This is a genomic window from Pseudooceanicola batsensis HTCC2597 (assembly GCF_000152725.1).
GTDB lineage: Bacteria > Pseudomonadota > Alphaproteobacteria > Rhodobacterales > Rhodobacteraceae > Pseudooceanicola > Pseudooceanicola batsensis.
Map to the genome: position 1 here is coordinate 121,811 of NZ_AAMO01000009.1, position 18,953 is coordinate 140,763.

Annotated in this window: 13 protein-coding genes and 2 pseudogenes; 9 read left to right on the forward strand and 6 right to left on the reverse strand. The window is 60.1% G+C overall.

Annotated features, from left to right (window positions below; all coding sequences use genetic code 11):
- Positions 1–30 precede the first annotated feature (30 nt).
- The 5 genes and pseudogenes from OB2597_RS03240 to OB2597_RS21615 all read left to right on the forward strand — a co-directional run.
- The gene (locus OB2597_RS03240; protein WP_009804083.1) at positions 31–882 is read left to right on the forward strand and encodes an ABC transporter permease; all 852 of its coding nucleotides are present in this window, start codon (positions 31–33) and stop codon (positions 880–882) included.
- Entirely contained in the window at positions 879–2,519 is a 1,641-nt protein-coding gene (locus OB2597_RS03245) for a dipeptide ABC transporter ATP-binding protein (RefSeq protein ID WP_009804084.1), read from the forward strand. The genes OB2597_RS03240 and OB2597_RS03245 overlap by 4 nt, the downstream gene beginning before the upstream one ends.
- 9 nt (positions 2,520–2,528) lie before the next feature.
- The gene (locus OB2597_RS03250; RefSeq protein ID WP_009804085.1) at positions 2,529–4,019 is read left to right on the forward strand and encodes an N-acyl-D-amino-acid deacylase family protein; all 1,491 of its coding nucleotides are present in this window, start codon (positions 2,529–2,531) and stop codon (positions 4,017–4,019) included.
- Positions 4,020–4,026: 7 nt separating this feature from the next.
- Positions 4,027–5,277: an NAD(P)/FAD-dependent oxidoreductase gene (locus OB2597_RS21195; RefSeq protein WP_040608978.1), complete on the forward strand. Its 1,251-nt coding sequence runs from the start codon at positions 4,027–4,029 to the stop codon at positions 5,275–5,277.
- A gap of 151 nt (positions 5,278–5,428) precedes the next feature.
- A pseudogene (locus tag OB2597_RS21615) lies at positions 5,429–6,012 on the forward strand (IS3 family transposase); the annotation flags it as partial.
- A gap of 190 nt (positions 6,013–6,202) precedes the next feature.
- Here the strand turns inward: OB2597_RS21615 and OB2597_RS03265 are convergent.
- From OB2597_RS03265 to OB2597_RS03290, 6 genes are all read right to left on the reverse strand, one after another.
- Entirely contained in the window at positions 6,203–8,029 is a 1,827-nt protein-coding gene (locus OB2597_RS03265; RefSeq protein WP_161601026.1) for an ABC transporter substrate-binding protein, read from the reverse strand.
- Positions 8,030–8,184: 155 nt separating this feature from the next.
- Entirely contained in the window at positions 8,185–10,533 is a 2,349-nt protein-coding gene (locus OB2597_RS03270; protein WP_009804089.1) for a penicillin acylase family protein, read from the reverse strand.
- A gap of 72 nt (positions 10,534–10,605) precedes the next feature.
- On the reverse strand, positions 10,606–11,463 hold the full coding sequence (locus OB2597_RS03275) for a polysaccharide deacetylase family protein (protein WP_009804090.1): 858 nt from the start codon (positions 11,461–11,463) through the stop codon (positions 10,606–10,608).
- A 29-nt stretch (positions 11,464–11,492) separates the two neighbouring features.
- Positions 11,493–12,479: an ABC transporter permease gene (locus tag OB2597_RS03280; RefSeq protein ID WP_040608980.1), complete on the reverse strand. Its 987-nt coding sequence runs from the start codon at positions 12,477–12,479 to the stop codon at positions 11,493–11,495.
- Positions 12,469–14,031: a sugar ABC transporter ATP-binding protein gene (locus OB2597_RS03285; protein ID WP_009804092.1), complete on the reverse strand. Its 1,563-nt coding sequence runs from the start codon at positions 14,029–14,031 to the stop codon at positions 12,469–12,471. Before OB2597_RS03285 ends, OB2597_RS03280 begins: the two co-directional genes overlap by 11 nt.
- Positions 14,032–14,208: 177 nt before the next feature.
- Positions 14,209–15,255 carry a sugar ABC transporter substrate-binding protein gene (locus OB2597_RS03290; protein WP_084658550.1) on the reverse strand — a complete coding sequence of 349 codons (1,047 nt, stop codon included), beginning with the start codon at positions 15,253–15,255 and terminating at the stop codon, positions 14,209–14,211.
- A gap of 249 nt (positions 15,256–15,504) precedes the next feature.
- Between OB2597_RS03290 and OB2597_RS21205 the strand changes: the two genes are divergently transcribed.
- The 4 genes and pseudogenes from OB2597_RS21205 to OB2597_RS03310 form a co-directional block, all read left to right on the forward strand.
- A complete protein-coding gene (locus tag OB2597_RS21205) occupies positions 15,505–16,482 on the forward strand; it encodes a helix-turn-helix transcriptional regulator (protein WP_084658553.1) in 978 nt (325 codons plus the stop codon).
- Complete coding sequence (locus OB2597_RS03300; protein WP_009804095.1) at positions 16,473–17,198, forward strand: SDR family NAD(P)-dependent oxidoreductase; 726 nt, start codon at positions 16,473–16,475, stop codon at positions 17,196–17,198. Before OB2597_RS21205 ends, OB2597_RS03300 begins: the two co-directional genes overlap by 10 nt.
- A gap of 11 nt (positions 17,199–17,209) precedes the next feature.
- Entirely contained in the window at positions 17,210–17,941 is a 732-nt protein-coding gene (locus OB2597_RS03305) for an SDR family NAD(P)-dependent oxidoreductase (protein ID WP_009804096.1), read from the forward strand.
- Positions 17,942–18,235: 294 nt separating this feature from the next.
- Positions 18,236–18,951 (forward strand): annotated as a pseudogene (locus tag OB2597_RS03310) (IS256 family transposase); the annotation flags it as partial.
- Positions 18,952–18,953: the final 2 nt, after the last annotated feature.

Consider the following 18,953-nt stretch of genomic DNA (forward strand, 5'->3'; position numbering starts at 1 on the left):
GCTGCTTCTACAAGCGGAGAGAAGATTTCTATGACTCGCCGAGGCCTGCTCCTGCGAAGGTTGCGGCTGGCATTCGGCGGCGGTCCGGCGCTGGTTTCATTAGTCATACTTACCTTGGTGCTCCTAATGGCGGTATTCGCACCACTGCTTGCGACGGCGGACCCGACAGCCATTGCGCCAGCCGATCGACTGTCGGGTTTGACGATCGAGCACCCTCTTGGCACAGATGCCTATGGGCGCGACGTCTACTCGCGCGTACTGCACGGGGCCAGGGTGTCCCTGCTCGTGGGGGCCGGTGCAGCTCTCGTCAGTGTCGCGGTCGGGCTCGTGATCGGCGTCTTTGCTGGCTACTTCCGTGCACTGGACTCGGTGATAATGCGCACGATGGACGGCATTATGGCTATTCCGTCGATTTTGCTGGCGATCGCGTTGATTTCGCTCACAGGTGCGTCGCTGCTGACAGTACTTGTCGCGATAACGATTCCCGAGATTCCGCGCGTGGTTCGTCTCGTGCGAAGCGTTATCCTTAACGTGCGATCAGAGGCCTACGTCGAGGCTGCAATCACGCTGGGTAGCCCGGTCCGGCGTATCCTTCTGCGCCATATGGTGCCGAACACCGTCGCACCCCTAATCGTTCAAGGCACCTTCGTCTTTGCTTCGGCCATCCTCACGGAAGCGACCCTGAGCTTTCTTGGGGCTGGGCTACCAACCGAAATCCCGTCCTGGGGCAACATCATGTCGGAAGGCAGATCCTATTTCCAGCTCTTTCCAGGGCTGGTGCTTTGGCCCGGTCTCGCACTCGCGCTCACGCTCCTCAGTGTCAACGTGTTGGGTGACGTGTTGCGTGACACGCTCGACCCCAAAATGGAGAAACGGACATGATCGATGATGCCGGAACTTATGGATCGCCTGTCATACGTGTCCGAGACCTGACCGTCGGATTGACGCATGGCGACCAGAAGAATGTCGTCGAAAACGTGAGCTTCGAAGTTGGGCCGGGAGAAACACTTTGTGTAGTCGGCGAGTCCGGCTCCGGAAAGTCCGTAACAGCGTTCTCAATCATGGGTCTCTTGCAGAAAAATGCGCTTGAGCCAACGAGCGGTGAGGTCTTTCTTGGTGACGAAAATCTTCTCCAGGCGAGGCCGGAGCGAATGCGACAGCTACGCTCAGCGCGCATGTCGATGGTCTTCCAAGAGCCGATGACTGCTTTGAACCCAGTGGAGAAGGTGGGCAAGCAGATCGAAGAAGTTCTCCTCCTGCATTCGAAGATGGGGGCCGCTGCGCGGCGCCAGCGCACGCTCGAAATGCTCGACACCGTTCACCTCCCGGACCCTCAACGCATCTACGACTCCTTCCCTCACCAGCTCTCAGGCGGCCAGCGACAGCGTGTCGTGATCTGCATTGCGCTCATTTTGGAGCCTGATCTACTGATCGCAGACGAGCCCACCACAGCGCTGGACGTCACGACGCAGCAGCAGATTCTAACCCTGATCCGCGAGATGCAGGAACGTCAGAATACGGCGGTTCTTTTCATCACTCATGATATGGGCGTCGTTGCGGACATCGCCGACCGAGTGGTTGTCATGAGGGATGGCAATGTCGTCGAGGTCGCGGACAAGGAGACGATACTACGATCGCCTTCCCACGATTACACGCGCATGCTGATCTCTTCCGTACCGAGCCTCGTTCCCGAGCCGAGACAGCCGTTGCATACAGAGACAGTACTCAGCGTCGCGGGCCTCAACAAGACGTTCCAAAAAAAGAGGTTCCTGCGCTCCGCTTCCGAAATTCAAGCTGTAGCTGATCTTAACCTGACACTTCGCCAAAAAGAGATTCTTGGGGTGGTAGGCCAATCGGGGTCTGGAAAATCCACTGTCGCCCGCTGCATCGTCGGCCTGGAAGAACCAACTTCGGGTGACATCACGATTTGCGGTGATCGACTCCAAGGCGCACGATCAGCCGAACGACGTCAGATGCGTCGGCACATCCAGATGGTGTTCCAGGACCCGTACCGGTCTCTGAATCCACGGGTGAAAGTTGGTCGTTCAATGGTAGAAGGCTCGACCAACTTCGGGACACCTCATGATGCCGCGATGGGGCGCGCTGAAGAATTGATGGAACTCGTCGGGCTTTCGACGGCCGCACTTGACCGGTATCCACATCAGTTTTCTGGGGGGCAGCGACAGCGCATTTGTATCGCCCGCGCATTGATGCTTGAACCGGCGGTTCTCGTGGCTGACGAGGCCGTCTCGGCACTTGACGTATCCGTCCAGGAACAGGTCTTGGAGCTGCTCGACGAGATCCGAGAACGCACTGGCGTGGGAATCCTGTTTATCACGCACGATCTCAGAGTTGCGGCCAGAATCTGTGACTCGATCTTCGTAATGAACCAGGGGCGGATCGTCGAACATGGTCCTGCAGAGCATGTCTTGGGCCGACCCGAGGAAGAGTATACTCAAAAGTTGTTCGAGGCGGCACCCGGGCGGCATTGGGATTTCCGCAACTTCTGTCCGGTTTGAGGAGCAATCATGACCGATCACTTCGACCTTTTGATCCGCAACGGTACTGTAATCGATGGTACCGGTGCTGCAGGCGTTGCGGCTGACGTGGCCGTCAGAGGCGATCGGATCGTCCGCATGGGTTCTCTTGGCTCCTGCACTGCGGACGAGGCTATCGATGCCGGTGGACTGATAGTCGCTCCGGGTTTCATCGATGCACACACGCATGATGACCGGATGCTGTTGGCCGACGGCAACATGGTTCCGAAGGTGAGCCAAGGTGTAACGACTGTTGTCGCCGGAAATTGCGGGATATCCTTGGCGCCGATGCCTAAGCGAGTCTCCCGTCCGGTGGTGCCGCCGCTCGACCTGCTCGACGACACCGGTGAGTGGTACCGGTACAGAACTTTTGCTGAGTACGTCTCTGCGCTGCAGGAAACGCCCGCGGCTGTCAATTCAGCCATCTACGTGGGGCACACTACGCTTCGTGCGATCGTCATGGATGAGCTTGATCGACCAGCCACCGCCCAGGAGATCGAGCGAATGCAGGAGCTGGTGGCCGAGGCAATGGAGGCGGGAGCAATAGGTGTCTCCACCGGGCTTGCCTATCCACCCGCAATAGCGGCAACCACCGCAGAAGTGATCGAGGTATGCCGGCCGATGGTGGCACACAATGGGATACACGCCACTCATATGCGGGATGAGGGCGTCGCCACGATGGCTTCGCTTGACGAGACGTTCACGATCGGACGCACTCTTGGCGTTCAGACACTCATCTCTCACCACAAGCTTGCCGGCGCCGCGGCGCATGGGCAGTCAGTAAAAACGTTGGAGGTGATCGCAGACGAGATGGAGCGGCAGAAAGTAAGCCTCGATTGCTATCCGTATACGGCCTCGTCGACGATATTGACATTGGATCACGCTAAGAATTCCGGACGAACGCTCGTGACCTGGTCCCGCAAGCGGCCGGAGTTTGCCAGCCGGGATCTGTCTGAAATCATAGAGGAGTTGAACTGCTCCGTGGAGGAAGCGGTTGCTCAACTTCAACCGGCCGGTGCGGTCTATTTTCGGATGCATGATGAGGACGTAGATCGTATCCTCGCATTCGAGCCGACGATGATTGGCTCAGATGGTTTGCCCCACGATGAATTTCCTCATCCAAGACTTTGGGGAACATTTCCGCGAGTACTTGGCCACTACAGTCGTGACAAGGGGCTGCTCAGCCTGGAGGCGGCGGTCCACAAGATGACAGGTTTGACTGCATCCGAGTTCGGATTCCACGATCGGGGAGTAATCCGAGAAGGTGCCTTTGCCGACATCACGCTCTTCGACCCCGATCTCGTGTGCGATCGGGCGACGTTCGAAGAACCAACCCTTCGAGCCGAGGGAATCCATTCAGTCCTCGTGAACGGGATTGCGGTGTGGCAAGATAATGCTTCGACCGGCCGGCGCCCTGGGCAGGTTCTTCGTCGATTTGCAGAAGAGAACCATTCGTCCCAAGGAACGCCCTGGGGGAAATAAGCCGCTCATGTATGACGTAATCGTTTTGGGCGGCGGGATGGTCGGCGTCTCGACAGCACTTGCCTTGCAGGAAAGAGGCGTATCGGCTGCCTTAATCGATCGCGGCGATCCCGCGGCACAGAGTAGTTCCGGTAACGCAGGAATAATTCAGGCTGAAGCTGCTGAACCATACGCCATGCCGCGGTCCTTGGGCCAACTCGCGGCTATTGCATCTGGCCGTAGTAACGCAGTTGCGTGGCAGGCGACGGCGTTGCCTGCCATGCTCCGCCCGCTTTGGGGCTATTTTCGCAATTCAGCGCCTTCGCGACACCGGCGGATCGCACAAACTTACGTCAAACTCACTTCTCGTGCCACCGCTGATCATGCGCCGTGGATCGCTGATGCAGGTTCGGAGCATCTCATAAAGCGCAAGGGGTTTGTCCACGCATTCCGTGATGAGCGTGAACTTGGGGTTGCAGCGTCTCGTGCAGAACGGCTGGCTCGTGATTACGGCGTGCGCTTTTCCGCGCTCGATGGCCGCGCTCTTTGCGAGAGCGAGCCTGGTCTCAAGCAACGCATGGCGGGTGCCATTCACTGGATCGACGCTTGGACCTGTACGGACCCCGGAGCGCTCGTCGCTTCATACGTTTCATTGTTCCGATCTCGTGGTGGGCAGGTCTTACATGGTAATGCTATGACACTGGCCCGAGATGCCGATTTCTGGCATGTTCAGGAGAATAGCGGCGACCGCGTGACCTCGAAACAAGCGGTTATTGCGATGGGAATGCGATCGGCCGAGCTATGCAAGCGATTTGGGCTGAAGGTACCGCTATTTCCTAAGCGAGGCTACCACTTACATCTCCCTGCAGAGAACGGGCCCCGTATTCCTTTCGTCGATGTCGCCAGCAGTGCTGTCTTTGCACCGATGGCCGGCGGGCTCAGAGTTTTGACCGGAGCGGAGATCGCGCGCGATGGATCCAAGACCCGACCCGTGCAACTCGAGCGAGCGAGGCGTGCAGCGAAAGAGCTGTTCGAGGTCGGTGAGCCGGTCGAGCATGAGCCTTGGGTCGGAGTGCGGCCGTGCATGCCCGATATGTTGCCAATGATCGGAGAGATCCCGGGTCAGAAGGGTCTCTGGGCCAACTTCGGCCACGGCCACCAAGGTTTCACTCTGGGCCCAACCACCGCCAGTCTACTGGCCGGTGCTATGATCGACGGGATTGCGGTGGAACAGCCTCTGCTGCCTATCCGATTGTTGATAAGGGCAGGATCGCCCTGATTAGAGTTGGTTCCGGAAAATTTGAACAGGTGAGTTAGGTGGATTTTCCGCTCCTGACCCCCCGGGATGATCGTGGATGGGGCGGCGATAACGGAGATCACTTCGCAGCCGAAGCCATCAGCAGCAACGTGGGGTCGAGACGACGCTTACGCTGCACGTGGCCACCAGCATGAAGCGGATGAACATTCAGGCGCTCTATCGCACGCCGTCACAAGGTCTATCCGTATCTGCTCAGAAAGCTAGCCGTGACCGCCCGAACCGAGTTCGGGCAATGGACATCACCTACATCGCGATGGCGCAGGGTTTCGCTATTTGGTTGCCGTGCTGGATTGATTTAGCCGGAAAGTTATGGCTTGGCGGCTGTCCACGACGCTGGAAACCGGGCCGTGCATTGAGGCTCTAGAAGACGCCATGCTTCACCACGGCAAACCCGAGATCATGAATACGAATTAGGGTAGCCAGTTTACGTCCTTCGACTTCATCAATACGCAGAGGGATGCAGGCATCCAGATCAGCATGGACGGCAAAGGCGCGTGGCGAGATAACGTCTTCGTCGAACGGCTTTGGCGGACGATCAAATACGAGGAGGTCCACCTGCACGCCTATGACAACATATCGGCAGCCCGCAAAAGCCTAGGCCGCCATCTGACGTTCTACTACAGTAGGCGACCACATTCATCACTGGACGCGCAGACGCCCGATCAGGCATATCTCATCCGTCGGTACCAATCCTGATGGTGTCATGACCGAGCGGGAAATCCATTTACGAAACAGCTCGAAACTGTTCAAACAAGCCGATCCACCTCTCCTGGAAAGCCCCGCCGCGCGCATCAAGAGCCGGACAGGCTTCTGAAGTGCCTTCCCAAGCGGCGATCCACCATTTCGTGCCCTGCCTGGAGCTGGATGACCGTAGGCTATGCCGGTTCTAAACGCCTGCTCGATATTGGGCGGGCAGGCGGTACCTCTTCCCCGCGATCCATGGCGGCGTCCGGAAATTGTTCTGCCCTTCGGGGGATGGTGATAGCAGTGCCTGCTGGCCGTTCTGTATCTGGAAGATTAAGTGCGGATGGCTCAACGACGGATCAACGCTGGACGGATCAGGTGCACTGACGGACTGGCCTGCGTTGTCCATGAAGTACATGCCGTTGACGCCGCGGTAGGGGAGGCGGCGAATTGCTTCGCATACCGATCGAAAGCCACGTGGATCACCTGTTTCGTGCCATGCGCGCGCGAGTAGATGAACTCTGTCATAGGCAAGGCCGGCATGGGAATGACCCGGGGGTTTCCCGTGCATCTTTTCAAAACGGTTGGCGAAGTTCTGTGCTTGCTCTGACGGCGCGCGGCCCGTAGTCGTGGCCCAAATAACCCCCTCGGCCGCGGCCCCAAGCTCTTCCCGGTAGGCTGGTACCGACGGCCCGTAGAGGGTGTAGACCAGTGCTCTGCCCGGATCGGCGAGGTAGTTGCGGAGGAACGCGATATTCTCTTCCGGAAAGTAGTAGGCGAGGAATACGGCACATGGGTCCGCTGCATGAACCCGGCGCATCACCTGAGACCAGTCGATGCCTTGGGCTGGAAGGTCGTCGATGATTTCGAGCTTTAACCCACGTCGGTCGGCCATCTGTTCGACGCGACGAAGCCCGACGTCCATTTGTGACCAGCGTGGTTGGATGACGACCACTCGATTACTGTGAGGGTTCCATTGTCCGGATTGCGAAAGCTGATCAAGGAACTGTATGAAGCGTGGCCCATACGAGATATCGCTCGGACAGATCTGAAAGATGTTTGAAAGGCGATCGGGATCCTGTCGAACCCTATCCACCATCGCCTCCATCGTAGCGCAGTGAAGATAGGGAGCGCCGTAGTCGGCCATCATCTCCTGGATCTGGATCTCTGCCGCAGAATACCCGCTGGCAATAGCGTCAACTTCGTGATCGATAAGTGACTTTACGGCGCGACCGACGTCTTCAGCGTCACCAATATCGCACGACATTTCTCTTAGTTCGAGTGGACGTCCAAGAACGCCTCCTGCTGCGTTAATCTCCTGCACTGCAAGGCGTGCACTCATCATCATTTCCCTTGCGTCAGATGCCGCGAGGCCTTTCAGGCTGAGCGGCGTCCCAATGACCAGCGGCCGAGGCGCGCTGGTAGGGCCGCGACGATGCACCGTTTCGCCGGATCGAGAATCCGTACTCGCTTCTCCGTCATCTAGCAGGCCAACAGTAAGGGGTTGCAGATTGCGACCGCCGCCCGGGGTTGGCAGTCGCAGCAGGCCAAAATCGACCGCTACGGTAGCTGCGGCGGTCCGGCTTAGACGGCCCATCTTCACGAGGATGCGCTCGACGTGGGTGGTGACAGTACGCAGCTTGATGTCAAGACAATCGGCAATGTGCTGGTTTGCGTGCCCGGCTGTCATCAGCGTCAGTACATCGAGCTCGCGCAGGGTAAGCCGGAAGGGTGGTTTGGTCCTCTGCACGACGACACGCCCCAGCTGATCGCCGAAACCGTCAGGGAGAGCGTGGATGGAGACCAAGTGCCAAACATCATCCTCACTGATGTAGCTGTAGCGGACATTAGTGCGTCCTGACCACAGCAAGCGGCGGGCATGTTCGGCCAAGACCGGATGTCTTTCGAAGAAGGCCGCCTCTTCACCTGCTTCTGTGGGCGCCATGACGGTGCCGTCACGCATGACGGTGGCGGCAACTGACAATGCCTGCCCGGTTTGGTCGTCGATCCTGGTAGCGCCACGGTCCACGGTGGTCCCCCTCGTTAGCTCCGATGGCTCTAGCGAAAGTTGCATGAATTCATTAAAAGCAACAAGTCCCCGCCGGCAAAAAGGGCCGGCGGGGCGGTTCACGATGATGAGGTGCTTCAACTTTAGGAGTGAAGCACGTACTTTGAGCGTCTATGTCATTTCTCCGGAAGAAACTCAGTCCTGCTCTCAGCCGCCGCTTCGATGGCATCGGCCGTATACAGGAGAGGATGATAGTTTCCTTCGGCCCACTGGTTCACCAAGTCCGCGTAGTGGGGTGAGCGCGGATCACCTGACTGACCCGGTGCGTTGATGAAGAGGCTGCGGTCCCAGTCTCCCACATCGACGACCAGTCGAACAGAGGCGCCCAACGTGACAGTGAAATCGGCACTGTAGAGCGCGTTCATGGGTGTGCTATCGCTGCCTGGCACCGCAACCTCTGGGATGGGGTCGATCGAGGGGCTTTCTTCAACCCGGGCAGTGGCATTGCGGAAGCGGCCCCGGTGAAGGTGTCCCCACTTCCAGTCACTTGGCGTCTCACCCATCCGGTTGCGGCACTCCGAGTAGGCGGCAGCGAGTGTATCGGTGAGTAATCGGTTCCGGGTGGACTCGGGGCATTCACCTAGTCGTGCATCGGGACGTTCCAGGCACTCGAGTACACCCCCTGGATCGCCCGGTAGCAGTAGGGCAAGCACATCGGGATCGTCGGTAACGGCGGCGAAGAGGCCTGGCCGCAGGTGGCGAGCCCACCAGACCTCGAATAGGGCGGCGGCAGCGCTATCTGTGGTTAGCCGGTGATCCCACCCTTCGAACAGAGCACGCGCCTGGTCCGCTTCTCCGCCTTGTGAGGGCACTGATCCGAGCAGAGCGGTCAGCCGCCGCGCGGGGATTGAGAGGATATCGCATTGCAGCGCCGCGCTGTCCTCAATGCCGTGGCTTCCGGGACGGTTGAGCACCTCCGCGATACGCTCGGCGCGTGAAGGCTCCATCCATTCATAGCCGATCTGGTCCCGGGCCTGATCCCAATCGGGGGGCAGGTTCATCTCGTTTGCGGTAGCGAAGTAACCGGCCTCCGGGTTTAAGGTCATGGGTAGCTTGGTGCCCGGGTAGAAGCCGTCCCATTCGTATCGTCCGTCGCCGGGTGTGGGTAGAAGTCCGTCCCAGTTTGGTCGGACAGGGCTGAACCCGGCCGTAGTCCAGCCAATATCGCCTGAAGTGTCAGCGTAGACGAGGTTGGCCGCTGGGACCCCCCAGCTTTCCATGTGCCCGCGGAAGGTCCAGAAATCCGTGGCTCTCATCGATGCCAGCGATTTCACGTAGGGGGCAGATCCGGGTGCACTCCAGACGGTTTCAACGGCGACAGCTAGCGCACCTTCGGACCAGATCACCGGGCCATGCCGGGTGAAGCGCAGGCGCAGCACCTGGTCAGGATGTCCTTGCATGGGCACAGTCTCTTCAACTATGTCCATGCGTTCCCAGTCCTCGCCGTAGCGGTAGAGATCGGGGTCCTCCGGATGAGTCTCGTAGACGCGTATATCCTCCTGGTCGGGGCCGAAGAACAGCGTAAGACCGAAGGCCGCGGTTCCGTTGTGGCCGATACAGATGCCAGGCAGACAAGGTTCACCCGCGCCGATAACGTCGAGCGTCGGGCAGGTGAGATGTGCGATGTAGCGCAGCGAGGGGACGGCATGGGCTCTATGCGGGTCGCTGGCCATGATGGGACGCCCCGTGGCGGAGCTTTCTGGCGAGATCACCCAGTTGTTGGAGCCTTGCCCGTTGCTATCGCGGACGACGTCGCCGGTCACAGTAGGCACACGCCAGTCATGGACCTCGTCGCTCCCAGCGTTCATGCGTTCAGGCTCGAAACTCACGGGTGCGATGGCGAGCTTGAAAAGGTCGAGCGCCTTGACGGGAACGGAGCCTGGATCGAACCCGTCAGGCGGGGTAACCTCGCGCAGTGGCTGCAGGTATTGGCGCAAGAGATCGACCGACGCGTTGGCGCGGTCGATAACGTTTGCCCGGATGATTTCAGACAGACCATTGCGCATCATCGAATGGCTACGGATGCGGACGACGTCCTCGGGTTCCCATTTATGCGGGCGGCTGTTTGTCCGCCTGAACTCAGGGGGCAGATCGGCCCCGGTGCGTTCGAGTTGGTCGATCCAGGCGTTAATGCCATTGGTGAACGCGGTGCAGATTTCATGTGCGTCTGGACTGTATGCGGACCACTCCGCCGTCATGTCGCCGCGGTAAAGGAATAGTCTCGTGGCGCGGTCCTGCTCGAGATATCCGGGTCCGAAGCTTTCTGCCAAGAGGCCCAGCCCGCGCTTGCGCCAAAGGTCGATCTGCCATAGGCGCTCACGAGCTGCATTGACGCCCTGCAGGAAAAACAGATCGCTCTCGGTTTCGGCCCGGATATGGGGGATGCCCCACTTATCTATCGTGATCACTCCGGGGGCGGAAAGTCCTGCGAGTGTCTGCTGATCCGGTTGCATCGTCTGGCCCATGTGTTAGTTTCGTGTCGCGCGGGGCTTAGATGGAGGGGCCCAAGGCATATCGAGCCTTCCGCCCCTGCCGTGTTACGCCCGCGCGTCCTCAGGAAGGCACGGGGTTTTGCCGTGCCGCCACTTTCGCGCATAGTCAGTCATGGTGGTGAAGCTCACTCCGGGCTTCGTCTTTACGTAGTCGATGAACTCCTCGAGGATCAGCATGCGGTGGCCGCGCCCGATCACCTGCGGGTGCATGGTGGGCACGAAGATGCCTTCGCCTTCTCGTTCGTAAAGATAGTCGAATTCGTCCTTAAGCATTTCGAGGAACTGGCGCGGTGTCAGCACCGACTGATTTACGCCAGCGACGTATTCGAAGAACGGAAAATCGTCGAGGTGCCATGCTACAGGGATCTCGACCATGTCGACGGGTTTGCCCCAGCTCCATTTTCCGTCGGCGCTCCACTCGTCGCCGACGCGGCACCAGTAAGGCTGGAAGTCGTTGCCCATCATAGAGCTTTCGTATTCGAAGCCATTTTCGAACAGCAGTTCCAGCGTCTGGGCGCTGTTGTCCCAGGCAGGTGACCGGTAGCCGGTAGGCTTCAGCCCAACGATATCGTTCAGGGCCTGCAGCCCGAGTGCCATGATCTCGCGCTCGCGCTCCGCGCTGACGGACACCGGGTTTTCATGCACCCAGCCATGATGCCCGATCTCGTGACCGGCTTCCGCCACCGCCTGTGTGACTTTCGGGAAGGCGTAAGCGGTATGACCGGGAATGTAGAATGTCGCGGGCACGCGGGCGTTCTCAAGTGCAGCGAGGATGCGGCGTACGCCCTTGGCGCCGAACTCGCCTCGCGATAGCGCGCTAGGCGAGTTCTGCCCGAAGGTACCGATCCACAGCGACATCGCGTCGAAGTCGAAGGTGAGGGCGACCGAGACGTCTTTGGTCATGGAAGTTCCTTTCTATTGCTCGGATTGGGTCAGGCGCGAATGCGGCGCGCATAGATGTCGAGTGCGACGGCGGCGATGACGATGAAGCCTTTTACGACCTGCTGAACATTCGTGTTGATGGCGAGGCTGTCGAAAACGTTCGTGAGCGTCGCGATGATGAGCAGACCGATTGCTGTGCGCCAAATTGCGCCCTCTCCGCCAAGAAGAGAGGTGCCGCCGATTACTACAACGGCGATTGCGTCGAGCGCGAGGGAGCCGCCCATGTCCGCCTGGCCGACACCCAGGCGCGAGGCGAGGATCATGCCGCCCAGCCCGGAACACACGCCGGTCAGCGCATAGGTGGAGCCGCGGATCAGATCGACGCGGATGCCCGAAAGCCGGGCGGCTTCCTCGTTTCCACCTAGAGCATAGAGCGAGCGACCGTAGACAGTGCGCGACAGAACGAAAGCTCCGACGAGGAAGATCACCAGCAGGAGCCAGATCGAGATCGGCCAGCCCAGAAAGCGCCCGGTGCCGAGTATGATGAAGTCGAAGTGGTCGGGCACCTGCGGCGCGGAATTGGAGTATAGAAACGCAGCGCCACCAAAGACCGACCCTGTACCCAGGGTTGCCACGAAAGGGTTCACATTGAGCTTTGTCACGATGAAGCCGTTGATCGCGCCGCAAATGAAGGTCACCACGATGACGGTTAGTGCCGCGCCCCAGAGGCCGAAGGGATCTGCCCGATTGGCGAAGATCACTGCGCCAAGAGCGAAGATCGAGGCGACTGACAGGTCGAATCCCCGGGAGATCAAAACGAATGTCATCGCTACTGATACGATGCCCAAGGGCGCTGATTGGCTTAGGATATTTTGGACGTTGCGAAGTGCGAAGAGCCCCGGATAAGCGATAACGCCGAAGACCAAAAGTAAGCAAAAAGCCCATACGACACCGTATTGAAGTACGAGGTCACGATTAAGGTACTGGCGCAGGCCACCGCTTCCGGTGGATTGCGGGGAGGACGCCTTAGCTTGCATTTTTTTCGACTCCGAAGGCTGAATTGAGGATGTCGGACACAGCGACGGGACCGGCGGACTGGTCGAGTTCATCGACGAGGTGTCCGTGGGCCATTACCAGGATGCGATTGCTGATCTGGATCACCTCCTCGAGATCTGAGGAGACCACGATGATCCCGACACCCTCATCGGCGAGTTTGCGCAGGGTGCCCATGATCTCGTCCTTGGCGCCGATGTCGATGCCACGGGTGGGTTCATCAACCATCAGGACGCGCGGGTTACAGAAGCGCGCCTTGCCGAGCAGAACTTTCTGCTGGTTGCCACCTGACAAGTTGCGAACGGTAGTGCCGACGCGATCGGCGGAATAACCGAACTCAGCTGCAATCTCGCGACTCGTGGCGGCAATTTTGCGCTCTGAAAGAACGCCGCCACGCATCACCTCGCCCATGTTCGACATCACGATGTTGTCGGCGGCGCGCATTCCCAGGACCAGCCCCTGGCTCTTGCGGTCTTCCGGCACAAAGGCGATGCCATGCTTGATCGCGTGGCGGGGCCGGCGGGGCCATGGTACTTGGCGGCCCTCGACGAACAGTTCGCCGCGCGACATCGGCTCGACCCCTGCGATAGAGCGTAGCAAAGAGGACCGTCCGGCTCCCACCAGACCACCGATCCCGAGGATTTCGCCCGCTTTGAGCTCGAGCGAGATGGCTTCGCAAGCCCCGGGCAGGGTAACGCCCTTCGCGTTCAGAAGGGGCGGGGTTCCGGGTGCGGGTGCTGCGCGCTCGACCCGGCGGTACTCTGTCACTTCGTGCCCCACCATCGAGCGCACCATCGAGGCCTTGGTCCACTCTGTGCGCGGGCCGGTGGCTGAAAGCTTGCCATCGCGGAAGACCGTGATCGTGTCTGCGATGTGTAGCACTTCCTCGAGGTTGTGGCTGACGAAGACCATCGTGGTTCCCTGTTCGCGAAGTTGTTCCATTACTTGAAACAGGCCCTCGCGCTCTGGCGGGGCGAGCGAGGTGGTAGGCTCGTCGAACAGAAGCAGCTCCGCGCCCGACCGTGCTCCTCGCATGATCTCGAGCATCTGCTGGTCAGCGGTAGAGAGTGCTCCTGCGGGCGTGTCGGGGTCAATGCTCACATCAAAGCGATCGCGCAGTTCGAGGAATTCCTCGCGCATTCGCCGCTCGCTCAGAAGTCCACGCTTCGCGTAAGGCTGGCCCAGGAAGACATTAGCAACGGCCGAGAGGCGTGGAACGATTGTCAGCTCTTGGTAGATCGCGCCAATACCGAGTCGGCGCGCTTCACGCGGGCTTCCGAAGACATGCGGTTGCCCGAATATCTCGACCTCGCCCTCGCTTGGCACAACGCGCCCGGCGAGAACGCCGAGAAAGGTCGATTTTCCTGCGCCATTTTCGCCCACGAGAGCGTGGATTTTGCCCTGTTCGGCTTCCAGCTCTATCTGGTCAAGTGCCAGCGTCCCGCCGAACCGCTTGGTGACTTGGGTTGCGCGGAAGGCGGCTCTTTCGGCGCCAGCGACGGTCTTACGGGGGCGATCAAGTGTCGTGTCGCTCAAGATCCTGTCCTTTCCTCGACATTGCCGACGTTGACAATGGGAGCCTTCCCGCTGGTACCAGCCTGCGGGACGCGCATAGTTGACAGCAGAGCACAAATTTTTTTGGCGGCCACGCGAACACAAAAAGGCCGCGGCAAGATTGCCGCGGGCAGGGTGGGTACCGATCGCGGAAGTGGATCAGTACTGAGCTTCATTCTCGCCCACGTTTTCCGGCGTGATGGCCATGGTTTCAGTCATGGTAAAACGCGGTACTTCTTCGCCTTCCCAAGCCGCGCCCAACTGCTTGATGGCGGTGTAGGTCTCGGCATAGGGCTCGATGGTACGGGTGCGTTCGATCCAGCCGCGGTCGACTGCTTCGAAGGCCCACTTGTTGCCGCCGCTATCGTAGATCTTCAGCGTGTTGAGCACGCCGGTCTGACGCGCAGCCTGCACGGCACCACGGGTCATGTCGGAATAGTTCGAGATGAAGATGTCGAGGTCCGGGTTGGCCTGGAAAAGCGGCAGCGTCTTCTCATTGCCCTGCAGCACGGAATAGTCGGTTCGCACCGTCGCGATGACCTCGAATTCCGGATATTCTTCCTGAACATCCTCGATGGCGAGGTCGGTGTTGATGGTATTTGAGTTCAGGTCCGGACCGGTCAGGACTGCCACTTTCTGCGGCCCCGGGTTTTCCTCGGCGATCGAGAAAATCCAGTCGCGGAAGGCCGCGCGACCCTGAGTGCCACCGACAAAATTCAGTGTCCCGGGCGCCCAGAGTTCCTTGCCCTCGTTGGTGCCTCTGTCACAAAGCGGCTGGTTGACTACCGCGACAAGCACACCTTCCTCGGCGGCGGTCTCAGTCATGATCTGGCAGGCTTGGTTGCCGTCGTTCATCTCGGCGAGAATGGCGTTGAACTGGTTTCCAGAGATGATGTTTTGCGCCTGGTTGTACTGCTTCGTGGGGCTCCAGTTCGGATCGAATACGCTCAGTTCGGCGCCGATCTCCTCTGCTGCGTCCTTCGCGCCTTGGACTTGTGCTTGGAGGTGGGTGTTGTTTGTTGCCGCGATCATGAAGGCGATCTTGAGCGGCTCGCAACCGCCCATCAGCGGTTCGTCGAGGCCGATGTCGATGGGGTGCGGTTCACAGTTATCGTCCTGCGCGTCGGCGGGGATGGCCAGGAAGGCCGTCGCGGCGGCGGCGGCCACGCCGGGCCAAAGCATGCGTGTCTTACCAGTAGTGGGCATCGTGTCGCTCCTTTGTGTCGAGTCATCCAAATTCTGCGCCGAGTGTGGGCGATGATTAGCCCAAGTCGTTTGACAGCAGGGCACAATCTGCTCGGTCGTGCCTCTCGCGGGGGTCGGTAGTTCTACGTATTTTGGTGCATCCGCTCTCAAGCGAGCTTGTCTCTCATCCTGCCACGCGGCGTTCGTGTCGCTGCCTGGCACCGGCCGGTCCACCAGCCTCAGGGCGTGCGGAGCGGGGAAGGAGGAGAGATGGAAGCCAAGAGATGCCCGGTGCCGGTGCGCACGCGCCCGGTACTGTTAAAGACTGGGGGCGCTTCGATTGATAGCCCCGCCGCGTGGCGCGCACTCGAAGATCGAGCTCGTCGCGAGTATCGGCCCACGCTAGGGCTCGAGATCGGTGAGGCCGCGGGAGATGACGAGCATTTTCCTCCGTGGACAAATGCAGCGTCCCTGCGAATGGGCCTTGAGGAACTTGCTCGAAGCGCCGCCGCGCGTCGTCCTTGGGAGGCTCTCTCGCTTCATCGAGAGGAGGATGTATGGGCCCTGCGCCGCCGTTTCCTGGATGGGCGAGCTTTGCGCCGCCGGCAGGAGTCGGAGCTGGCCCTGACCGCGCTAAAGCGGCATCTGCAGAGGGTGCTGGGAAGCGGCTGGCGTCCCGTCGAAATTCATTTCCAGCACGCGCGCCCGACGAATTGCGGCGCACACGAGGCCACCTTTAATTGCCCTGTCTTGTTCGGTCAGCAGAGCGATGCGATCTATTTAGGCGCTCGTGCGATCGGAACTCCGGTAAAAGGGTTCTCCGAGGCGCGGGGAGGGAGGCGTCCGCTGCAATCGCGTCCGGTATTGTCGTTAAAGGGGCGCGTTATGGCGGAGATTCGAGCTGAGCTTTCGGCCGGGTATCCCAAGCTGGAGGACGTGGCGGAGGCACTGGGGACCTCGCCTTGGACGCTGCAGCGGCGGCTCGCGAAGCAAGGCGCTGTATTTTCCGAGCTCGTGGACGAGACGCGCCGAGAACTGACGCTGATTTATCTAGCGGAGCAACACCTCGGCCTTTCCGAGGTCGCCGAGATGCTGGGTTACTCAGAGCTGAGCGCTTTTTCCCGGGTTTGTCGCCGCTGGTTCGGCGCACCGCCTTCGCGTCTGAGAGATGGACCGCTTGGCCAGGCGGGTCAGGGCCAGGAGAAATTGATAGAGACCGCCTCGACGGAGGCAAGCGAATGGACATGAAGGGCAAGAGGGCGCTGGTTACAGGAGCTTATCGCGGGATCGGACAGGCATGTGCCGAGGCGTTGGCCATGGCGGGCGCGCGGGTCATCGCCACCGATGTGATCGAGGAGGAGCCCTCGTTCTCCGCACCGGGTGTAGACTATCGCGTGCTCGACGTGGCGAAGGAGGCGAGTTGGGACGCACTTGACGAAGACCTGCGCGAAGAAGGCGCTAGCTTGGACGCGCTGGTATGTGCAGCGGGCATCGCTCCCAGCAAGGCTGGCGCGCACGACATCAAGATGACGGATTGGGACCAGATTCTCGGCGTGAACCAGACCGGTGTAATGCTGGGAATGCGCATGGCTACGGCATTGATGTTGGACCGTGGGCCGCTGTCCATAGTTAATATTGCTTCGATCTGGGGGATGGTAGGTGGTGCCGGGCAAATCGCTTATCACGCGAGCAAGGGCGCGGTCATAAACATGACTCGCAACGTTGCGATCACCTATGCCGAACGCGGCGTTCGCGCCAACTGCATCTGTCCCGGGCTGATCGATACCGAGATGGTGCGGGTCCAACCAGCCGAGATGAATGAGGTCACGCGCATGATGACCCCGATGAAACGCGCTGCTGATCCTAGCGAGGTGGCGCAGGTGGCGCTTTTCCTGGCATCCGACGCGGCCAGCTTCGTAACCGGAGCAGTGCTGCCGGTTGATGGCGGGTTTACGGCGCAATGAGGGAGAGGGTGATGATCGAAGAAGCCAGTTATCCCTCGCTTTCGGGACGCACTGCGTTGGTAACGGGCGCTGCTGGAGGGATCGGCCAGGCTATTTGTCAAAGGCTGGCGGGACAGGGGGTCACTCTTTACGCCGGTGATCTGAAGCAGGTTTCAATACCGACGTTAGACGGGCTGATTTCGCTGGAGCTTGATGTCACCAGTACAGAGGACTGGGCTGCGGCCGCCGAACGTATTCGTGCCGATGGCCGGGTGCTCGACATCTTGGTAAACAACGCGGGAATTTACGCCCCGGCGTCACTTGAGAACGAGACCGGGGACGGGTTTCGTCGGCTGACTGACATCAACCAGTTCGGCGTTTTCTGGGGAATGAAGAGTGCCGCGCCGCTGATGCCTGAAGGAGGGGCAATCGTGAACCTTTCCTCCATCGGTGGGATGGTGGGCTATAACGGGACGTTTGGGTACGCGGCTTCAAAATGGGCGGTCCGGGGGATGACCCGCTCTGCCGCTCGAGAACTTGCGCCAAGGAGAATTCGGGTGAACAGTATCTGCCCCGGTGTAATCGACACGCCGATGTTTTATGAAAACGATCCGGCACAGCTCGCGACTTTTCGCGAGACGGTCCCATTGGGAAACCTCGGAAAACCCGAGGACATCGCGAATGCGGTTGCATTCCTGGCGAGCGACGAGGCTGGGTACATTACCGGCACTGACCTGTTGGTGGATGGCGGTATGCTCGCTTAGCGCGAGTGCCGAGATGCAAACTGGCACGATTTGGCGTTGTGCGGTGCGATGAACAGCCGAGCCCGAACAGGCGGCACCAAAGGGCCAGCCAGAAGGAGATGGTGGGGCGATCTGCTGCAATTGCCCGGTGCCGCTCTCCATGCGGGAGAGACAGCCTGTAAGATCGGCCCGAGGTAGCGTCCGAGGACGTGGTGTAATTTCAGCGCCGTCAACGGTGTAAACCCGGATGGCCATCGAGGTGTATGGTCGAGGTGAGTTTGACGACTTCAACCGCGGACCACACGGAGATCCCCGATGACCAAGACCAACATGGACCTATCCGAGCTTATGCAAAAGCACGATCAGGGCGATCTGCTGCGGAGCATCGCCGAGGCCGTCCTTCAACTGATCATGGAGGCCGATGTCGACGGCCTGATCGGCGCCGGGCGCCATGAACGCAGCGGCGAGCGCACGACCTGGCGCAACGGGTATCGTGACCGCGCCTTGGCACGCTGAACCTTCGGGTGCCGAAGCTGTGGCAGGGCAGCTACTTCCCTGGCTTTCTCGAGGCCCGCAAAACGTCTGAACAGACGCTGGTGGCCGTGATCCAGGAGACTTGGATCGGCGGCGTCTCGACCCGCCGCGTCGATGAGCTGGTGCAGGCCATGGGTCTGAGCGGCATCTCCAAGAGCACGGTTTCGAAGCTCTGCAAGGACATCGACGGGCGGGTCGGCGAGTTCCTGAACCGCCCGCTGACCGGCGAGTGGCCCTACGTCTGGCTGGACGCCACCTATCTGAAGGTGCGCCAGGGCGGGCGGATCGTGCCGGTTGCAGCCATAATCGCCGTCGCGGCCAATACCGAGGGCCGCCGCGAGATCATCGGCCTGGGCATTGGGCCTTCCGGAGCCGAGACCTTCTGGCTCGAGTTCCTGCGGTCCCTCCGCGCCCGAGGTCTCGGAGGGGTCAAGCTTGTGGTCAGCGAGGCCCACACCGGCCTCAAGGCCGCCATCGCACGGGGCTTCGAGGCGACCTC

Bases quoted from the DNA above. Each gene is read 5' to 3' on its own strand.
- OB2597_RS03240 (WP_009804083.1), top strand. From the start codon at position 31: ATGACTCGCCGAGGCCTGCTCCTGCGAAGGTTGCGGCTGGCATTCGGC.
- OB2597_RS03245 (WP_009804084.1), top strand. From the start codon at position 879: ATGATCGATGATGCCGGAACTTATGGATCGCCTGTCATACGTGTCCGA.
- OB2597_RS03250 (WP_009804085.1), top strand. From the start codon at position 2,529: ATGACCGATCACTTCGACCTTTTGATCCGCAACGGTACTGTAATCGAT.
- OB2597_RS21195 (WP_040608978.1), top strand. From the start codon at position 4,027: ATGTATGACGTAATCGTTTTGGGCGGCGGGATGGTCGGCGTCTCGACA.
- OB2597_RS03270 (WP_009804089.1), bottom strand. From the start codon at position 10,533: ATGGGCCAGACGATGCAACCGGATCAGCAGACACTCGCAGGACTTTCC.
- OB2597_RS03275 (WP_009804090.1), bottom strand. From the start codon at position 11,463: ATGACCAAAGACGTCTCGGTCGCCCTCACCTTCGACTTCGACGCGATG.
- OB2597_RS03280 (WP_040608980.1), bottom strand. From the start codon at position 12,479: ATGCAAGCTAAGGCGTCCTCCCCGCAATCCACCGGAAGCGGTGGCCTG.
- OB2597_RS03290 (WP_084658550.1), bottom strand. From the start codon at position 15,255: ATGCCCACTACTGGTAAGACACGCATGCTTTGGCCCGGCGTGGCCGCC.
- OB2597_RS21205 (WP_084658553.1), top strand. From the start codon at position 15,505: ATGGAAGCCAAGAGATGCCCGGTGCCGGTGCGCACGCGCCCGGTACTG.
- OB2597_RS03300 (WP_009804095.1), top strand. From the start codon at position 16,473: ATGGACATGAAGGGCAAGAGGGCGCTGGTTACAGGAGCTTATCGCGGG.
- OB2597_RS03305 (WP_009804096.1), top strand. From the start codon at position 17,210: ATGATCGAAGAAGCCAGTTATCCCTCGCTTTCGGGACGCACTGCGTTG.